The sequence below is a fragment of the Anaerotignum propionicum genome (assembly GCF_024461735.1).
GTDB lineage: Bacteria > Bacillota > Clostridia > Lachnospirales > Anaerotignaceae > Chakrabartyella.
In genome coordinates this window covers 104,695-121,790 of sequence record NZ_JANGAD010000002.1, presented here as the reverse complement: position 1 = coordinate 121,790, position 17,096 = coordinate 104,695, and the positions used below count along the sequence as shown (strand labels likewise).

Below are 17,096 nucleotides of genomic sequence, written 5' to 3'. Positions count from 1 at the left end.
TTGCCCCAATTCTCCACAAGGGATTTCATCCCTTGACCCTTTTTTCAAAAACTTCGTTTTTGAAGGGTAGAATTCTTGGAAAACGAAGTTTTCCATATTGGGTCAAGGGCAGTGCCCTTGCTGAGTCTTAGGGACAGCGTCCCTATGGTTTTGACCTTGCTCTTGACCTTAATAATCCATTTCAGCATACTCGGCATTCTCAGCTATAAAATCCCTTCTGGGTTCAACACTATCCCCCATAAGCATGCTAAATATCTCGTCGGCAATCAAAGCATCGCTGATATCAACTTTTTTCAAAATACGGTGTTCCACAGCCATGGTGGTATCTCGCAGCTGATCAAAGTCCATCTCACCCAGACCCTTATATCTCTGTACTTCTTTAATCCCCGTTTTTCCAATCTCGTTGTATAACGTTTCCAACTGTAAATCATCATAAACGTAATAGTGCTGTTTATTCTTCTCCACACGGTATAAAGGAGGCTGGGCAATATAAACCTTGCCTTCCTCAATTAATTGAGGCATATAGCGGTAAAAGAAGGTTAAAAGCAATGTACGGATATGGGCACCATCCACATCGGCATCTGTCATAATTACGATTTTATGATAACGTAATTTTTCAATATCAAAATCTTCAGAAATCCCTGTGCCAAAAGCAGTAATCATATTTTTGATTTCTTCACTGCCTAAGATACGATCCAGTCTAGCCTTTTCCACATTCAAAATTTTCCCTCGCAAAGGTAAAATCGCTTGTGTTTTAGGGTCTCTTGCCTTAATGGCACTTCCCCCCGCAGAGTTACCCTCTACGATATAGATTTCGCACTCATAAGGGTCTTTACTGGTACAATCAGTGAGCTTGCCCGGCAATCTTGTATTCTCCAAGCCTGTTTTACGCCGTACCAATTCCCTTGCCTTTCTGGCAGCGTCACGGGCTCTGGAAGCCATCATACCCTTCTCAATGATATTTTTAGCAACCGCAGGGTTTTCCTCCAGATAATAGGTAAAATATTCGCTTAAAACGCTTTCAACAGCATTCTTTGCTTCGCTAGTACCCAATTTCGCCTTTGTCTGCCCTTCAAACTGAGGATCTTCAACTTTGATACTGATAACTGCAGAAATACCTTCTCTTACATCATCACCAGAAAGCTTCTTATCTGCATCCTTGAGAATACCAATTTTTTTCCCATAATCATTCAATGTTTTTGTCAAACCGCTTTTAAATCCAATTAAATGGGTACCGCCATCAGGGGTATTGATGTTATTTACAAAGCTGAAAATATTTTCGGTATATCCATCGTTATACTGAAATGCCACTTCCACCAAAATACCATCCTTCTGACCACAGCAATAAAAAATATCGTTATATAAGGCCTGACGGCTTTTATTGATATAAGCAACAAATTCCTTAATACCACCTTCGTAGTGGAACGTACGAGCCTGTTCCATTCCCTCACGTAAATCTATGAGATTAATTTTCAAGCCCTTTGTAAGAAAAGCAGTTTCCCGCAAGCGCTGCTTTAAAATATCGTAGGTAAAAACCGTTTCCTCGAAAATTTCAGGATCGGGCAAGAAATGCACATAGGTACCATGCTGTTGTGACTCACCAATGACAGCTAACGGTGCTAATACATCACCACGGGCATATTTTTGCTCATAGAGCTTACCCTCGGTATGAATGTTTACCGTCAGCCATGTGGACAGAGCATTTACAACTGATGCACCAACACCGTGGAGACCACCGGAAACCTTATAGCCTCCTCCACCAAATTTTCCACCGGCATGCAAAATGGTAAAAACAACCTCTACGGCAGATATACCTTTTTGCTGTTGAATACCAACGGGAATGCCTCGGCCATTATCCATAACAGAAATGGAATTATCCGGATGAATTTTTACGGTTATTTCAGTACAAAAACCTGCCAAGGCCTCATCCACCGCATTATCCACGATTTCGTAAACCAAATGATGCAGCCCTCTGGCGCTGGTAGAACCGATATACATTCCCGGTCTTTTTCTAACAGCCTCCAAACCTTCCAACACTTGGATTTGACTTTCATTATAATCTGATGACATAAAACCTCTCCTTCAACTAAATCTTTTAGGGTTCTTCATCGTGCTTTGTGCCAAAGAAAAAATAGGTTTCTATCATAAAACCTATTTCAAATCAAAAATGATAGGTAAAATTTTTCTTTTTTTAAAGCTTAGACACTGTTTATCAGTGTACGCTGTTTTCCTAGGAAACACGCTTTTGCACATTCCTTAAAATCTTAGAAAACAGTCTGAATATTTAAGAAATAAAAAACTAAAACAGGACTTTTTTTGTTCCAAATTTTAGTGAGTTTTTAACACATAACTATTATAACATTTTTAAAAGAATTCTACAAGAAGAAAACCTTATATTTTCAAGGAAAACACTAATTTTTAATGAAACTTTTGAATGTTTTTCCTTCCTTATTAATTAATATATGATTTTCATAAAGAAAATATAGGGTATTTTTGGATTATTTTAGGGGAAACCAAAGGATTCCATTTTTTCTGAAATCTTTTCTAGGGAATAAACCAAAGTTTGTGCTCCCCATGCAGACATCTTAAAAGCTCAAAATGCAATAAAAAAAGCGTAAGTTTTAGTCACTACGCTTTTCCATTCCATTTTCACCTATAATTTGTCCATTTTCCACATAAAACAAATTATCTTTGCTGATATATTTTTTTATTGCATCCTCAATTCCAGTACAAGTCAAAAATGCCTGCAAACCATCAATACTTTCCATCAAATATTTTTGTCTTCTCTCATCCAATTCAGACAGCACATCATCCAGAAGTAAAACAGGGTCTTCCCCCGTCTCTTCTCGTATCAAATCTATTTCTGCCAACCTTGCCGCCAAGGCTGTAGTTCTTTGTTGCCCCTGAGAACCGAAGCTTTTCACCTCTTTCCCATCAATGGTAAACAAAATATCATCTTTATGAGGCCCAAAATTGGTACTGCCTAAATAAATATCTCGTTGCAAATTTCGTTTCAGCCTTTCCTCCATACGACCCGGCTCACAATTCGGCTTATATATAATTTTAAGGGCATCTAAGCCCCCTGTAAGAGCGTTTAACTTTTCAGCGGCGATTTTATCCAGTCTTTGCAAAAAATCCGTTCTAGCCGCCATAACACGCTCACCGTAATCAATTAACTGGGCATCCCATACAAAAAGAGTTTCTTGTAGAGCGGAATTTTTTTGAATCTCCCGCAATAAATTATTTCTCTGCTTCAAAATACGGTAATATTGTTGCAAATCATAATAATAAACTCGACTAAGCTGACAAAGCTCCATATCCAAAAAACGTCGCCTCTCTGCAGGCCCGTCTTTGATCAAAGAAAGATCCTCAGGGGAAAAAACGACGGTATACAAAGTACCAAACAGGTCTCCAAGCTTCTTTATGGGTATACCGTTTCTGGCTATGCCTTTTTTGGTATCTCTCTTCAAATGAACATCAATACGCTCTTTTCGGTTATTTTTATTGATTAATAAACGAATATGGCTTTCTTCCTCTTGAAAACCTATCATTTGCCAATCATTTTTTGTCCGCATAGACCTTCCCATGGCACATAAATAAAGGGATTCCAAAAAATTGGTTTTCCCTTGAGCATTCTTACCGTAAAATACATTAATTCCTGGAGATGGTTTAATTTGCATCTCCATCAGATTGCGAAAGCCTTGCAAAGAAACCTCCAAAATTTGCATAAATATCCACCTAATATACAAGATTATTTTAAAGATATCATTCGACAAAATATTTAATGTTAAATAAATAACAATATATTTTGCTTTGATATCTCACTTAGGATACAAAAAATATAAAAATATAAGCATTTGCTTATTTATAAGCGTTATATTTCTAAAATATTTTATCCACAAAAGCAATATTTTTATAACAGCGAAAAAAGCCCGCTGTTTTTTGCAAAAATCACATTGCAATACGGGCCTTCCCACTCTAAAAATAATTAAATACTATGTTTTTTAGTATTTATTGAAATCTATACTGACTTTCTTAAAAAATCTTCTCTAAAAAAACTCCGTGAAGGCTTTAAAAAATGTTTAACCTTCCATCACAACTTTAACAGAGCCTAATCCCTTCACCTCAACCACATCATTGGGGCGAATTTTTTTTCCTCTTTCCAAAGCCTGATTTCCGTTTACATAAACCAAACCTTCAGCAATTAAGGCTCTAGCATCCGAACCTTGTCCAATGATGCCGGCAAGTTTTAAAATTTGCTGTAATTTAATATATTCTGTTTGAATTCCAACTTCTTGCATAAAGTAGTCCTTCTTTCTTATTGTTTACATAAAACAATTACATTCTTAATGGGAGAATCAAATATTTAAAGGAGTCTCCCTCCACAGGCAATATGGTACAAGGACTTAAAGAAGCGGTAAAATGAATTTTTACGTTTTCTTCGTCAATAGAACGCAGGGCTTCGATAAAATAACGGGGATTAAAGGCAATGGAGATTTCTTCCCCTTCCACTTCCACTGAAATCTCCTCGAAAGCCGTTCCCATATCACTTTTAGAGGTGATTTCCATGTTTTTTGTTTTGATTTGGAAGCGAACCGGTGTTTTTCTATTATCTCTGGAAACCAATGAAGCACGTTCCAAAGATTGAATCATTTCATTTTTATCTACCAAAACCTCTGTTTTAAAATCTTCTGAAAAACTTTGCTCATAACGGATAAAATCCCCTTCAATTAAACGGGAAACCATAATTGCTGTGCCTAAATCAAACAAAATATGCTTGTCTGTCACATAAAGAGAAACCAAATCTTCCTCAGATTGAGATAAAATTTTATTTAATTCACTTAAGGTTTTGCCGGGAACAATGACTTCATTTTTTCCACAGCTTTGAAGCAAAAGGCTTTTTCGATAGGAAATACGATATCCATCAACGGAAACAATATTAAAAAATTCATCATGAAACTCAAATAATTCACCTGCTAAAACAGGTTTTGCATTATCTTGAGCAATGGAAAAAATAGTCTGACGAATCATATTTCTTAAGTCATTTTGCTTTAAAGTATATGCCTGATTTTGTTCTACCTCAGGTAAAGGAGGAAAATCCTCTCCACCTTGACCCATAATGCTAAATTCAGAAGAACCACAAACAATGGTTACCGCATTTTTTTCATTGGTGGAAATTGTTACGTCCTCTCCGTTTAAGCGACGTACAATCTCGTTGAAAATACGGGCTTCAATGGCAACTTCACCTTTTTCCAAAATGTCAGCTTCAATCGCAGCGGTTTTAATACCCAATTCTAGATCATTTCCAGTTAAAACAAAACCTTTTTCATCAGCAGTTAGTAAGATGCATTCCAAAATAGGCAGTGTGGTGCGATTGGAAACTGCTTTATTCACGATATTTATGTACTGTAACAGTAGGTCTTTTTTACAAATTAATTTCAAGTTGTTCACAACTCCTTTTCACACAGTGTTTGAAGAAATAAATAAGATTTAATCCGCAGTAGCAGTAGTAGGGGCTGTGGGTTTGTGGAAAACCTCTTTTTTCCCCAAGAATCAGGAATTTTGGGTGTTGACAAGCCATGTGGAAGCCATGGGGGTAACAGATAGGCTTATCCACAGTATGCACAGCAAGGTTGAATTGTTAATAGTTGTCCACAGTCTTTCCCTATCCTGCTCCACAAGGCAATGTGGAAAAATTATTGCCCCTTAATTTCCTTCTCCAGCTGCAAAATGGTGTTTTGCAATGCCGTATCATTTTCCAACTGCTTTTCAATTTTAGAAATTGCATGTATTACAGTTGTATGGTCACGCCCTCCAAAGCTTTCGCCTATCTTTGGTAGGGAGATATCTAATAATTTTCTGCATAAATACATAGAAATCTGTCTTGGGAAAGCAATATTTTTGGGTTTCTTGCTTCCTTGAATATCTTCTATGCGAATATTAAAATGTGTCGCCACAATTTCCTGAATGGAATCAGGGGTAATGGGAGCAGAGGCATTTTCACTGAAAATATCTTTTAAAGAGTTTTCAGCCAAGAAAATAGAAATATCTTGGTTTGTAAGTGTTGCAAATGCAACAATTCTTGTCAAAGCGCCCTCTAGTTCTCGAATATTTGAAGCTATATTTTTTGCAATATATGCCAAAACATCATCGGGTACCTGCAAATTATCCCGCTCTGCTTTTTTTCGTAAAATTGCAATTCTTGTTTCATAGTCCGGTGGTTGAATATCAGCAATCAAGCCCATTTCAAAGCGGCTGCGCAATCTGTCTTCTAAAGTTTCAATTTCCTTGGGTGGACGGTCCGAGGAAATAATAATTTGCTTTGTTGATTCATACAATGCATTAAAGGTATGGAAAAATTCCTCCTGAGTACCTTCTTTTTTAGAAATAAACTGAATATCATCAATCAAAAGAACGTCGATATTTCTATATTTATTACGAAAAGCCTCGTTTCTATTGTTTTGAATAGAAAGAATCAATTCGTTGGTAAAGGTTTCACTGGTTACATATAATACTTTTGCTGAGCTGTTGTTATCCAAAATATAATGGGCAATGGAATGCATAAGATGGGTTTTGCCCAAACCGGAATTACCGTACAAAAATAAAGGGTTATAGTTTTTCGCCGGTGCTTCGGCAACCGCCAGAGATGCTGCATGAGCCATGCGGTTGCTGTTACCAACCACAAAGGAGCTGAATACATATTTGGGATTTAGATTTCTTGGAATCTCTGTACCTTGTTTTTGTACTTCTTTTTTCTCCATTAATTTAACAGGTAACTCGTTGCCCATTAAAATGATAATTTCCAAATCCGTTTTTGTAACCTGCTTTATGGTATTTTTCAACAAATCAAAGTAACGTTTTTCCAGCATATCCTTGGCTAAGGGATTATCTACCTGCAAATATAGACAATGATCCTGCAAGCCGTAGGGTACAATGGGACGAAACCATGTCTCAAAACTAACGGCGGAGCTTTCTTCCTCGATAATTTTTAGTGCTTCGTTCCACAATTCATTTATTTGTTCCATTATGTACCTCCTGTTAAAATTTTGTGGATAACAATCTTGTTATTCACAATTAAATGTAGATGGCTGTGAAAGAAAAGCTTCTTAATGAGAGACAAGCCGTAGTTATTCACAGCGAATGCTTTGTACTTGCCCACAAAATAAACAGTATGCAAAATATAGAAAAACACGGGACATCCTGACTTAAATAGTAGCATATTTTTTAAAAGGAATGTTTTTTCAAGAGGTTTTTCACATAAAATCGAGGTTATACACAGGGTTATCAACAGTTTGTGGATAACTTTGATTTTGGTACTGTAAAAGAATTGTGAATTTTGTGGATCATCAATGAAACAATACTTTGCCCATAGTATAACAAAAGTTATCCACAACCGCAATCAAAAATTATGGTTATCCCCAAGGAAACCAAAAAAAATGGATGGAAAAATCTGTCGTTTGCAATCATGTATGATGAAAAAAACTTATATTTTATAAGATTTTTAAGTTATGACACGAAAAAAGAATGAATTTCGGTGAAAATAAATTTAGAAAAAATTGGTTTTCATTGTTCAACATAAAAAATCAAAGTATTTTGGCTGATAATTTTATGAACATAGTTGTAACTTTAATGTTTTGCGTCATAACACAGCGTTTCATAGGTTTGAAATGGTTTTGTTTTTATGTTTTGTAAAAAGTTCTACTATATATAGTGAAACCTAAATAAAAAAAACTATATCTTTGTCCAACCTGAATTTTTTTTGACCATATTGTAAACTTTTACCCCAAAATCCCAGCATTTAAAGGCTTTTCAGGTAAATATTTTTCTTGACGTACCTATCCTTTTTTACTATAATAGTAACAGTGCTCGTAAATAGGGCAGTGAATCCCTGCAATAAAGGAGGTGCGTATAACTATGAAAATGACATTTCAACCCAAAAAGAGACAGAGAAGCAGAGAACATGGCTTCAGAAAAAGAATGTTGACAGCCAACGGTAGAAAAGTGCTTGCAGCAAGAAGAAAAAAAGGTAGAAAAGTATTATCCGCATAATCCTCATACCAAAAAGTATATTAGGCCGCTGAAAGTGGCCTTTTGTTCATATGAGGAATAACTTGGCGGTACCGAATGAAAGAAGGATTATTATGAATTTTACAGAATCTTTGAAAAAAAATTTTCAATTTCGGTATGTATATAATAGAGGCAGATCCATTGCCAACCGCCATTTGGTTATGTATGTAGTCAAAAATGGGGCACAAGGGAACAAATTAGGTATTTCTGTCAGTAAAAAGGTAGGAAAAAGCGTTGTACGTTCCCATGTGACTCGTCTGATTCGGGAAAGCTATCGTAATATGGAAGAAGAAATTCGTCCCGGTTACGATATTGTTGTAATTGCCCGGGTAATTTGTAAGGATGCCACCTATCTTGAGGTGAGTGCTTCCTTGCGGCATTTATTAAAAAAACATCAATTACTCCTTTCTCATCAGGAAAAAAATTGTGAGAAAGAAATTGAAAATGAAGAGAGATGAGAGAAATGGTTAAAAAGTTTTTTTTACTGTTAATCCGATTTTATCAGGTGGGAATTTCTCCTTTGATTGGACCTCATTGCAGATTTACCCCCACCTGCTCTCAGTATGCATTTATCGCGATATCTCGTTATGGTATCTTTAAGGGCACATATCTTGCCGTCAGAAGAATTCTGAAGTGCCATCCCTTCCATGAAGGCGGCTTTGACCCCGTTCCCTAAAAAATCCTATTGTTTGTTGTCTTGTCCTGCGTGGCAGAAAATTCTATTTGTTTGTTAAGGAGGCATAAAGCGTGTTTGGAAGTGAACTATTATCAGGAGTCGTTTTGACGACGTTTACATCTGTAAAGATGCCAGGAAGCATATTGGGGCCCATTGCCAAAGTTTTGGGACAAGTTTACAATATGCTCTTTAATGGGCTCTATGGTATGACAGAAGCAGGCGTATTGGGCTTTGCAATTATTTTATTTACCTTGATCGTGAAAGCAATTCTATTTCCATTGATGGTGAAACAGCAGAAATCTTCATTTAAGATGCAGATGCTTCAGCCTGAGTTGGATAAGATTAGAAATAAATATAAAGGCAAGACAGACCAGATGTCTCAACAAAAAATGGCTATGGAGATGCAGGATTTTCAAAAGAAAAACGGTATCAACCTCATGGGCGGATGCTTACCTTTGTTAATTCAGCTTCCTATTTTGTATGCATTGTTTTATTTGTTCCAAAATGCATATGTTTATGTTGATGTCATTGGCCAAAACTATACTGACATTGCAAATGCAATTTTGCAAATTCCAAAGGACTTGAGAATGGAAGTGTTTGCACCTTATGCTCAGGCTTTTGTTGATCAACACAAAAATGTAGAAATTATTAAAACAAGCGGCTTTGATTTAAGCCGTCTAAATGATGTTGTTATGCTGGTAAATTATTTGGGTGCAGATGCTTGGACAAATATTTTAAATCAGCTTGGTTCCAATGGAAACACGTTGGTTGGACTTTTGGCAACCAAAACCAATATTGAGACCTTTTTGTTTATTCCCCTTGTTAGTGCAGCGGGATTAAAATGGCCCGGTGTGTTAATTCCTGCTTTTGCTGCAATCACTACTTATGCACAATCAAAAATTATGATGGTGATGACACCGTCAGCAAATAATGATCCCAATAATCCGGCAATGGCTATGACAAAGACGATGACTTATGTAATGCCATTTATGATGGGCTTTTTCTGTATTTCTATGCCCGCAGGCCTTGGACTTTACTGGACAATCAGTAACTTAATTGGTATTATTCAGCAGGTAGTATTGCAGAAATATTATAAGAAGAAATTCATGGGGGAGGCTGAGCAGAATGGATGAAATTAGAAAAAGCGGTAAGAGCATTGAAGAAGCGGTTGCTGCTGCCTTAACGGAACTTGGGGCATCTAAGGAAGAGGTATCCATCACTGTTATTGACGAAGGTTCAAAAGGTTTTTTGGGCGTATTTGGCGGAAAAGAAGCAATTGTTTTGGTTCGGAAAAACTTTAATCCTGAACGTGCCGCAGAAAATTTTTTAAGAGAAGTATTTTTATCCATGGGACTGATTGTAAAAATTGAAACCCAAATGAAAGATAAACATCTTTTAATTAATTTAACCGGCGGAGATATGGGAATTCTTATTGGCAAAAGAGGACAAACCTTGGATGCTTTGCAGTATTTGGTGAACCTGGTTGTAAATAAAAGCAGCAGTGCTTATATCAGCGTAATGCTGGATACAGAAAACTATCGCCAAAGAAGAAAAGAGACTTTGGAAACCCTTGCTTTCAACTTAGCAAAGAAAGTAAAGCATACAAAGAAGAATGTAGTGCTTGAACCAATGAACCCTTATGAAAGACGAATTATTCACTCTGCATTGCAAAATGATCGTTATGTAACAACATTCAGCGAAGGGGAAGAGCCTTATCGTAATGTCGTAATTACTTTAAAATAAAAAGCAGTTCAAAACCCGTTGCAGGAGGCTCTTGTTACGGGTTTTTCCTGTATTAAAGGTTAAGAAAGGCAGTGGGTTTCACCATACTCACTTGTTTTTTGAAAAAAGCAAGACCAACAACTTTAGTTGACCATTTAAAATAATATTTCATTAGTAAAAATTTTACTTTAATAATTGGCTTATCATCATCTGCAAAAAAGTATGTTTTGCAAATAAAAGTTTGGGTCAAGCCTTTACAAAGGCTTGCAGGATACGGGACAGCGTCCCGAGACCTTGATTTTGATTTTGACTTTGACCTTAATCATGACCTTGACTTTAGTACTTGAAGAAAATAAGGAGGGATATTGTGAATAGATTTAATCATTTAGACGACATCATTGCTGCAATTTCAACTCCCTTGGGAATTGGCGGGATTGGCATCGTCAGATTAAGCGGACGGGGATGTATCGAGCTGGCGAATCAGTTATTTCAGGGAAAAAAATCCCTTTTGGAAAAGAAAAGCCATACTTTATCCTACGGCAAAATTGTAAGCCACGGTGAAGTCATTGATGAGGCGTTGGTTTCTGTAATGAAAGCCCCTCAGACCTATACAAAAGAGGATATTGTTGAAATCAATTGTCATGGTGGTGCCTTGGTGACCCGAAGAATCCTAGAGGCTGTCTTAAACCAGGGCGCAAGATTGGCGGAGCCTGGGGAGTTCACCAAAAGAGCCTTTTTAAACGGTCGGATGGATCTGACCCAGGCAGAGGCAGTCATAGATATCATTCATTCGCAAACAGACCTATCCCGTCAGGCGGCTGTGAATCAATTGGAAGGTAGGCTGAAAAGGGAAGTTCGTTCCTTGCGAGATGATATTTTAAATATGATTGCCAAGATAGAGGCAGTGATTGACTATCCTGAGCACGATGTGGAAGAGGAAACCTATGGGAATATGGAGCAGGGAACCTTAAAAATATTAGAGCACATGGAAAAATTATTGGAAAATGCCGATCGTGGAAAAATTATTCGTGATGGTTTGGAAACGGTAATTGTAGGTAAGCCAAATGTAGGGAAATCTTCTCTTTTAAATTGGCTGTTGGAGGAAGAACGGGCCATTGTAACGGATATTCCTGGCACCACCAGAGATACAGTTGAAGAATATATCAATATAGATGGTATTCCCGTGAAAATTGTAGATACAGCAGGTATCCGTGAAACAGGGGATTTGGTAGAAAAAATGGGCGTGGAAAAATCAAAAGCCTATGCAGAAAAAGCAGATCTAATATTGATGATGCTGGATAGCTCCAGACCTTTAGAAACGGAAGATAAGGAAATTCTTTCTTTTATACAGGGAAAAAAGACCCTAGTTTTGTTGAATAAAACGGATTTAGAAAGAAAGCTGTCTATGGAAGAACTGGAACAATATATACCCAGGGAGCAGCTGATTTCAGTGTCCATCATAAAAAATCAAGGCTTTGAGGAGTTAATTCATGGTTTAAAGGAATTATTTTTTAGCGGTGAAAGTGTGAAGGCGGAGGATGCCCTTTTTGGAAATACCCGGCATAAAAATGCATTATTTCAAGGAAAAGAGGCCATGGAGCGTTGTTTGGAAACCATTCGTACCCGTATGCCCGAGGATTTTATTTCAATGGATTTGCAGGATGCCAATCGCTTTTTAGGTGAAATCACTGGGGATGTTGCTGATGAAGAAATCATTGACCGCATTTTTACAAAATTTTGTTTGGGAAAATAAGAATTGTTTTTTACAAATTATGTTGAAAGTGGGAGAAATTTTCCCAATAGATTATGCCCAAAGCATTGCTTATTGAAGAAACTTGCCCTAAAATATTAGGTTAAGAGTGATAAATGATAACGAGGGAAATTCCCTTTGGGATATGAAGGAGTTATAAAATGAAGTATGAAGCGGGAACCATTGATATTGCAGTAATTGGTGGTGGTCATGCGGGGTGTGAGGCGGCATTGGCGTCGGCAAGAATGGGTATGAAAACCATTTTATTTGCCATCAGCTTAGACAGTATTGCCATGATGCCCTGTAATCCCTCCATTGGGGGCAGCTCTAAAGGGCATTTGGTAAGAGAAATTGATGCTTTAGGCGGCGAGATGGGAAAAGTAATCGATAAAACCTATATTCAGACAAAAATGCTGAATACAGGAAAGGGACCTGCAGTTTATTCTCTGCGTGCCCAAGCGGATAAGATAAAATATCAAGCTAAAATGAAGCATACTTTGGAAAAAACACCCAATCTTCGGGTATATCAAGGGGAGATTGCAGAAATTTTGATGGAGGATGATAGAGTTTCCGGTGTTGTCACGGCGGCAGGGGCTATTTTCCGTTGCAAAGCTGTTGTTCTATGTATGGGTACTTATATGCAAGGGCGTTGTTTACATGGGGATGTCATTATTCCCAGCGGTCCTAATAATTTGATGCCAGCAACACAGTTAAGCCAAAACCTAAAGGATATGGGTATTCGTTTGTATCGTTTTAAAACAGGGACTCCGGCAAGAATGTTGAGAGGCTCTTTGGATTTTGACAAAATGCAGCCCCAATATGGGGATGAGAATATTACACCTTTTTCTTTTGATAATGTGGCGGAGGATATCAAAAGAGAACAGGCGTTATGCTGGTTGACTTACACCAATGAAAATACCCATCAGATTATTCGGGACAATCTCCATCGGTCTCCGTTATTTGGTGGGGTGATTGAGGGCACTGGTCCCAGATACTGCCCCTCCATTGAGGATAAAGTAGTACGGTTTGCAGATAAAGAGCGTCATCAAATTTTTATTGAACCTGAAGGTGAGACCACAGAGGAAATGTATATTCAAGGAATGTCCTCCTCTTTGCCTGAAGATGTACAAATAGCTATGTACCGCACCATTCCTGGATTGGAGCGATGTGAGATTACCCGTTTTGCTTATGCCATTGAGTATGATTGCATTGATGCAACCCAATTAAAGCTTTCACTGGAATTTAAGGATTATAAGGGGCTGTTTAGCGCCGGACAATTTAACGGTAGTTCCGGTTATGAGGAAGCGGCGGCACAAGGGTTAATCGGCGGAATCAATGCGGCTAGATATATTCAGGAAAAAGAACCTGTCATTTTACAGCGCTCCGACGGATATATTGGTGTTTTAATTGATGATTTAATCAGCAAGGGTAGTAAAGAACCCTACCGCATGATGACAAGCCGTGCAGAATTCCGCCTGTTGTTAAGGCAGGACAATGCGGATCAGAGACTTATGCCCATCGGCCATGAAATTGGTTTGGTTTCTAATGAGCGTTATCTTGCATTGCAGGAAAAAGAGCGTTTGGTTGCTTTGGAGATTGAGCGAGTAAAGAGCCTGACCATTGCACCCCATGCAAAGACTTTGGAAATATTGGAGCAATATGAGAGTACACCCATTAAATCAGGGGTAAAATTATCAGACTTAATCAAAAGACCTGAGTTGGATTATGAAAAGCTAGCCCCTATTGATGAAGCAAGACCCCAGCTTCCTGCTGATGTGCGGGAGCAAGTAAACATTCAAATTAAGTACGAAGGATATATTGGACAGCAATTGAAACAAGTAGATCAGTTTAAGAAGCTGGAGAACCGCAAGCTGCCGGAGAATATGGATTATCAGAGTATCCAAGGTTTACGTATTGAAGCCAAGCAAAAGTTGGATGCAATTCAACCTACTTCTTTAGGACATGCATCCCGTATTACCGGAGTATCGCCAGCGGACATTTCCGTTCTATTGATATATTTGGAGCAGCAGAAGAGAAGTTCAAGAGATGAAAGGTGATACAAAAATTTGGAGATGGTTTCTCCACCCTCAACCATAAAATGAGGTTCATGGGATCACTTTTGAATACGGAATTATTTTGTGCTTTATTATTAGAAAGGAGGGGGTTGAATGAAGGTATTTCTGCCTTGGGAAGGGAAACAAAACGCAAGTCCCCAAATAGACAGAAGGCTGTTTTTACCCAAAAGAAAATTCCCCTTGGAGGATTTATGCTTTAATACAGTGAGTGGGCCGTTTTTCTCATTGCCAAACCCCAGTGGAACCTTACGTTCCTTTTTAATGGCATTGGAAAAAGACAGCCAGGATGAGGCAATGGGGTATCTTTCCGCATCAGCGGCAGCCATTGCAGATTTTGATGGTATCAAAAAGTTTTTTGAAGAACGCAAAAATTTACATTTCTTTTCCGATGATATTTGGAATGAAATAAGAACGGTAGCTCTTACCTGCAAAAACGATGCGGGAATTACCGAGGTGATTTCGGTACAAATGGTTGCAGAGCCCAATCACTTTGGTAAATGGAAAATAAATTATATAGAGAAGGAGTAGCGCATGGATAATAGAATGCTGTTACAATCCTGCTGTGAGCAGATGCATGTTCAAATCTCTGAGCATATGACGGAGCAGTTTATGACTTATATGTCTCTGCTTTTGGAGTGGAACGAAAAAATGAATTTAACGGCGATCACAGAGGAACGTGAGGTTATTTTAAAGCATTTTGCCGATTGCTTGAGCCTTGTGCCTTATTTGAAAATAACAGAATCCACGAAAATAATAGATGTTGGCACGGGAGCAGGATTTCCCGGGTTGCCGGTTAAAATTGCGTGCCCTCAAGTATCTATGACATTGTTGGATTCTTTGCAAAAAAGAATTGGCTTTTTGGAAGAAGCCATAAAGTCTATGGGTCTAGGTGAGATTACCTGTGTCCATTCTCGTGCAGAGGATGGTGGGCAAAATCCCTTGTATCGAGAACAGTTTGATTATTGTGTCTCTCGTGCAGTGGCGAATTTGGCGGTATTGGCTGAATATTGTCTGCCCTTTGTAAAAGTAGGGGGAACTTTGGCGGCGCTAAAAGGTCCTGATGCTTTAGACGAAATTCAGGATGCTAAGGGTGCATTGGAAAAGCTTGGAGGAAAGGTGACAGAGATTATTGATGTTACAATTCCTTATACGGAGTTATCTCACAAACTGATTTTCATTGAAAAGGTTGCATCAACCCCAAAAGCTTACCCAAGAAAAGCAGGGAAGATTTCAAAAAATCCATTAAAATAGAAAAGAGGACAGCTATCTTTGGGATTGCTGTCTTTTTTATTGCATAAATGAGTTGAATAATAGTCAGAAAAAAAGCAAATCAGCATAACCGGGGAAATAAAAATGCAAGAAACTTTATTATTTGAAGTTGCAGAAAAAAGGACTTGAAAATGGTAGAAATAATTCCCTGGAAAATGTTGAAATACCAATATATAGTGCTTGTGTGTCAAAAAAAGCGGTATATGTAGTGTAAAAATTGAAATAAAATGACGAGAAAATGATATAAATTTGAAACTTTTTCACAACCTCTGTCAATATATCTAACCCTTCGAGCTTTTTGTGTCTTATGCCGAGTCATTTTGTCGAGGTCGCAGAGTTTTTGTTATACTCTTTTTCTTTCAAAACGTGCTTCCTATGTTAAAATAAAGATAGAAAAAAAAGAAAAATGCCGTAGATTTGTAATGTTATCTCGGTTTCCATAGAATATAAAAGGAGGAAATACATATGGAGGTTTTGAAATTTCCCGAAATGCGTTTAAAAAAGGAGAAGGCTGTATATCAGCTGCCGATTGAAAAAATTCGCCCCAATCCATATCAGCCAAGAAAGTATTTTAATCTTGGTGCATTGGAAGAACTGGCGGAATCCATTACCGCATATGGAATTCTGCAACCCATTACTGTTCGGAAAATGAGCGGAGGCTTTTATGAATTGGTGGCTGGAGAGCGTCGTCTTAGGGCGGCAGAAATGGCCGGATTGAAAACCGTTCCTGCTTTGTTTGTTCAGGTGACTGATAGTGATAGCGCCGTATTGGCGTTTATTGAAAATATTCAAAGGCAAAACTTAAGCTTTTTGGAAGAGGCTGAGGGCTATCGAAACATGATGGAGGACTATGGGTTGACCCAAGAGGAGCTGGCTACAAAGCTATCCAAGAGTCAATCTGCCATTGCCAATAAGCTGCGTGTTTTAAAATTAGAAGACAGTGTGAAAAAAGAACTGTTGGAACATCAATTTACTGAACGACATGCAAGAGCATTGCTTCGTCTACCCGATGAAGAAAGCCGTTTATTGGTAATGGCTCATATGATTCGGGAAGAAATGAACGTAAAGCGCACAGAGGAATTTGTGGAGCATACGTTGGAAGAAATGCGCAGTAAGCATACAGAAAAGGGGGAGAGACGAGAAAAACGTTATGTAACAGATTTTCGTTTGTTTACCAATACCATTAAGCAGTCCTTAGAGGTAATCCGCCGCAGTGGTATGGATGTTGTATACGAAGATAACCAAAACGAGGAGGAGTGTGAAATCATCATTCGTATTCGTAAGGGTGCAGTGGTATCGGCTTGAACGGGACAAGGTAAGTAGGGGAAGCTTATTTATTTTCAGTAGGGGTTGCTGAAAAAAGATAATACTTATCTAAGATTTTGGATTTGAATGGGGTATGAAAAGAGTTTGGGTTTAAAGGAAGTTCTCAAATTTCCGAAAATCCAAACTTTTTTCGTGTTTAAAATCGGGGAAAGGTTTTTTAAAGGTATGCTTCTGCTACAGATATTGAGGTGTATACTGAAGGGGACCAAAG

At 38.0% G+C, this 17,096-nt stretch carries 15 protein-coding genes; 10 read left to right on the top strand and 5 right to left on the bottom strand.

The window, feature by feature from the left end:
• Positions 1-168 precede the first annotated feature (168 nt).
• The 5 genes from gyrB to dnaA form a co-directional block, all read right to left on the bottom strand.
• A complete protein-coding gene (gyrB, locus tag NE558_RS03175) occupies positions 169-2,070 on the bottom strand; it encodes a DNA topoisomerase (ATP-hydrolyzing) subunit B (RefSeq protein WP_256148462.1) in 1,902 nt (633 codons plus the stop codon).
• 551 nt (positions 2,071-2,621) lie between these two features.
• A complete protein-coding gene (recF, locus tag NE558_RS03170) occupies positions 2,622-3,728 on the bottom strand; it encodes a DNA replication/repair protein RecF (RefSeq protein ID WP_256148460.1) in 1,107 nt (368 codons plus the stop codon).
• Between the two features lie 354 nt (positions 3,729-4,082).
• Entirely contained in the window at positions 4,083-4,301 is a 219-nt protein-coding gene (locus tag NE558_RS03165) for an RNA-binding S4 domain-containing protein (RefSeq protein WP_256148459.1), read from the bottom strand.
• A 37-nt stretch (positions 4,302-4,338) separates the two neighbouring features.
• Positions 4,339-5,451, bottom strand: a complete 1,113-nt coding sequence (gene dnaN, locus NE558_RS03160; RefSeq protein WP_256148458.1) for a DNA polymerase III subunit beta — start codon at positions 5,449-5,451, stop codon at positions 4,339-4,341.
• Between the two features lie 245 nt (positions 5,452-5,696).
• The gene (gene dnaA, locus NE558_RS03155) at positions 5,697-7,028 is read right to left on the bottom strand and encodes a chromosomal replication initiator protein DnaA (RefSeq protein ID WP_312059555.1); all 1,332 of its coding nucleotides are present in this window, start codon (positions 7,026-7,028) and stop codon (positions 5,697-5,699) included.
• Between the two features lie 886 nt (positions 7,029-7,914).
• Between dnaA and rpmH the strand changes: the two genes are divergently transcribed.
• The 10 genes from rpmH (at position 7,915) to noc (ending at position 16,864) form a co-directional block, all read left to right on the top strand.
• Positions 7,915-8,049 carry a 50S ribosomal protein L34 gene (gene rpmH, locus NE558_RS03150; RefSeq protein ID WP_066053539.1) on the top strand — a complete coding sequence of 45 codons (135 nt, stop codon included), beginning with the start codon at positions 7,915-7,917 and terminating at the stop codon, positions 8,047-8,049.
• A 92-nt stretch (positions 8,050-8,141) separates the two neighbouring features.
• Entirely contained in the window at positions 8,142-8,525 is a 384-nt protein-coding gene (gene rnpA, locus NE558_RS03145) for a ribonuclease P protein component (RefSeq protein ID WP_256148456.1), read from the top strand.
• 5 nt (positions 8,526-8,530) lie between these two features.
• Entirely contained in the window at positions 8,531-8,743 is a 213-nt protein-coding gene (gene yidD, locus NE558_RS03140) for a membrane protein insertion efficiency factor YidD (RefSeq protein WP_256148455.1), read from the top strand.
• Positions 8,744-8,814: 71 nt separating this feature from the next.
• Positions 8,815-9,876 carry a YidC/Oxa1 family membrane protein insertase gene (locus NE558_RS03135; protein ID WP_256148454.1) on the top strand — a complete coding sequence of 354 codons (1,062 nt, stop codon included), beginning with the start codon at positions 8,815-8,817 and terminating at the stop codon, positions 9,874-9,876.
• Positions 9,869-10,486, top strand: coding sequence for an RNA-binding cell elongation regulator Jag/EloR (gene jag / locus NE558_RS03130; protein WP_066053534.1), 618 nt, complete (start codon positions 9,869-9,871; stop codon positions 10,484-10,486). Before NE558_RS03135 ends, jag begins: the two co-directional genes overlap by 8 nt.
• Positions 10,487-10,832: 346 nt before the next feature.
• Complete coding sequence (mnmE, locus tag NE558_RS03125; RefSeq protein ID WP_256148453.1) at positions 10,833-12,218, top strand: tRNA uridine-5-carboxymethylaminomethyl(34) synthesis GTPase MnmE; 1,386 nt, start codon at positions 10,833-10,835, stop codon at positions 12,216-12,218.
• A gap of 158 nt (positions 12,219-12,376) precedes the next feature.
• Positions 12,377-14,272 (top strand): tRNA uridine-5-carboxymethylaminomethyl(34) synthesis enzyme MnmG, encoded by a 1,896-nt coding sequence (gene mnmG / locus NE558_RS03120; RefSeq protein WP_256148452.1) that lies wholly within the window; start codon positions 12,377-12,379, stop codon positions 14,270-14,272.
• Positions 14,273-14,383: 111 nt separating this feature from the next.
• The gene (locus NE558_RS03115) at positions 14,384-14,818 is read left to right on the top strand and encodes a hypothetical protein (protein ID WP_256148451.1); all 435 of its coding nucleotides are present in this window, start codon (positions 14,384-14,386) and stop codon (positions 14,816-14,818) included.
• A gap of 3 nt (positions 14,819-14,821) precedes the next feature.
• Positions 14,822-15,541 (top strand): 16S rRNA (guanine(527)-N(7))-methyltransferase RsmG, encoded by a 720-nt coding sequence (rsmG, locus tag NE558_RS03110; protein WP_256148450.1) that lies wholly within the window; start codon positions 14,822-14,824, stop codon positions 15,539-15,541.
• A 483-nt stretch (positions 15,542-16,024) separates the two neighbouring features.
• Complete coding sequence (gene noc / locus NE558_RS03105) at positions 16,025-16,864, top strand: nucleoid occlusion protein (protein ID WP_256148449.1); 840 nt, start codon at positions 16,025-16,027, stop codon at positions 16,862-16,864.
• The last annotated feature ends 232 nt before the right edge of the window (positions 16,865-17,096 follow it).

What these genes read in the sequence shown, in the direction of transcription:
- noc (WP_256148449.1), top strand. Translation starts at nt 16,025, where the DNA reads ATGGAGGTTTTGAAATTTCCCGAAATGCGTTTAAAAAAGGAGAAGGCT.
- NE558_RS03115 (WP_256148451.1), top strand. Translation starts at nt 14,384, where the DNA reads ATGAAGGTATTTCTGCCTTGGGAAGGGAAACAAAACGCAAGTCCCCAA.
- rsmG (WP_256148450.1), top strand. Translation starts at nt 14,822, where the DNA reads ATGGATAATAGAATGCTGTTACAATCCTGCTGTGAGCAGATGCATGTT.
- rpmH (WP_066053539.1), top strand. Translation starts at nt 7,915, where the DNA reads ATGAAAATGACATTTCAACCCAAAAAGAGACAGAGAAGCAGAGAACAT.
- yidD (WP_256148455.1), top strand. Translation starts at nt 8,531, where the DNA reads ATGGTTAAAAAGTTTTTTTTACTGTTAATCCGATTTTATCAGGTGGGA.
- jag (WP_066053534.1), top strand. Translation starts at nt 9,869, where the DNA reads ATGGATGAAATTAGAAAAAGCGGTAAGAGCATTGAAGAAGCGGTTGCT.
- NE558_RS03165 (WP_256148459.1), bottom strand. Translation starts at nt 4,301, where the DNA reads ATGCAAGAAGTTGGAATTCAAACAGAATATATTAAATTACAGCAAATT.
- mnmG (WP_256148452.1), top strand. Translation starts at nt 12,377, where the DNA reads ATGAAGTATGAAGCGGGAACCATTGATATTGCAGTAATTGGTGGTGGT.
- gyrB (WP_256148462.1), bottom strand. Translation starts at nt 2,070, where the DNA reads ATGTCATCAGATTATAATGAAAGTCAAATCCAAGTGTTGGAAGGTTTG.
- recF (WP_256148460.1), bottom strand. Translation starts at nt 3,728, where the DNA reads ATGCAAATTTTGGAGGTTTCTTTGCAAGGCTTTCGCAATCTGATGGAG.
- rnpA (WP_256148456.1), top strand. Translation starts at nt 8,142, where the DNA reads ATGAATTTTACAGAATCTTTGAAAAAAAATTTTCAATTTCGGTATGTA.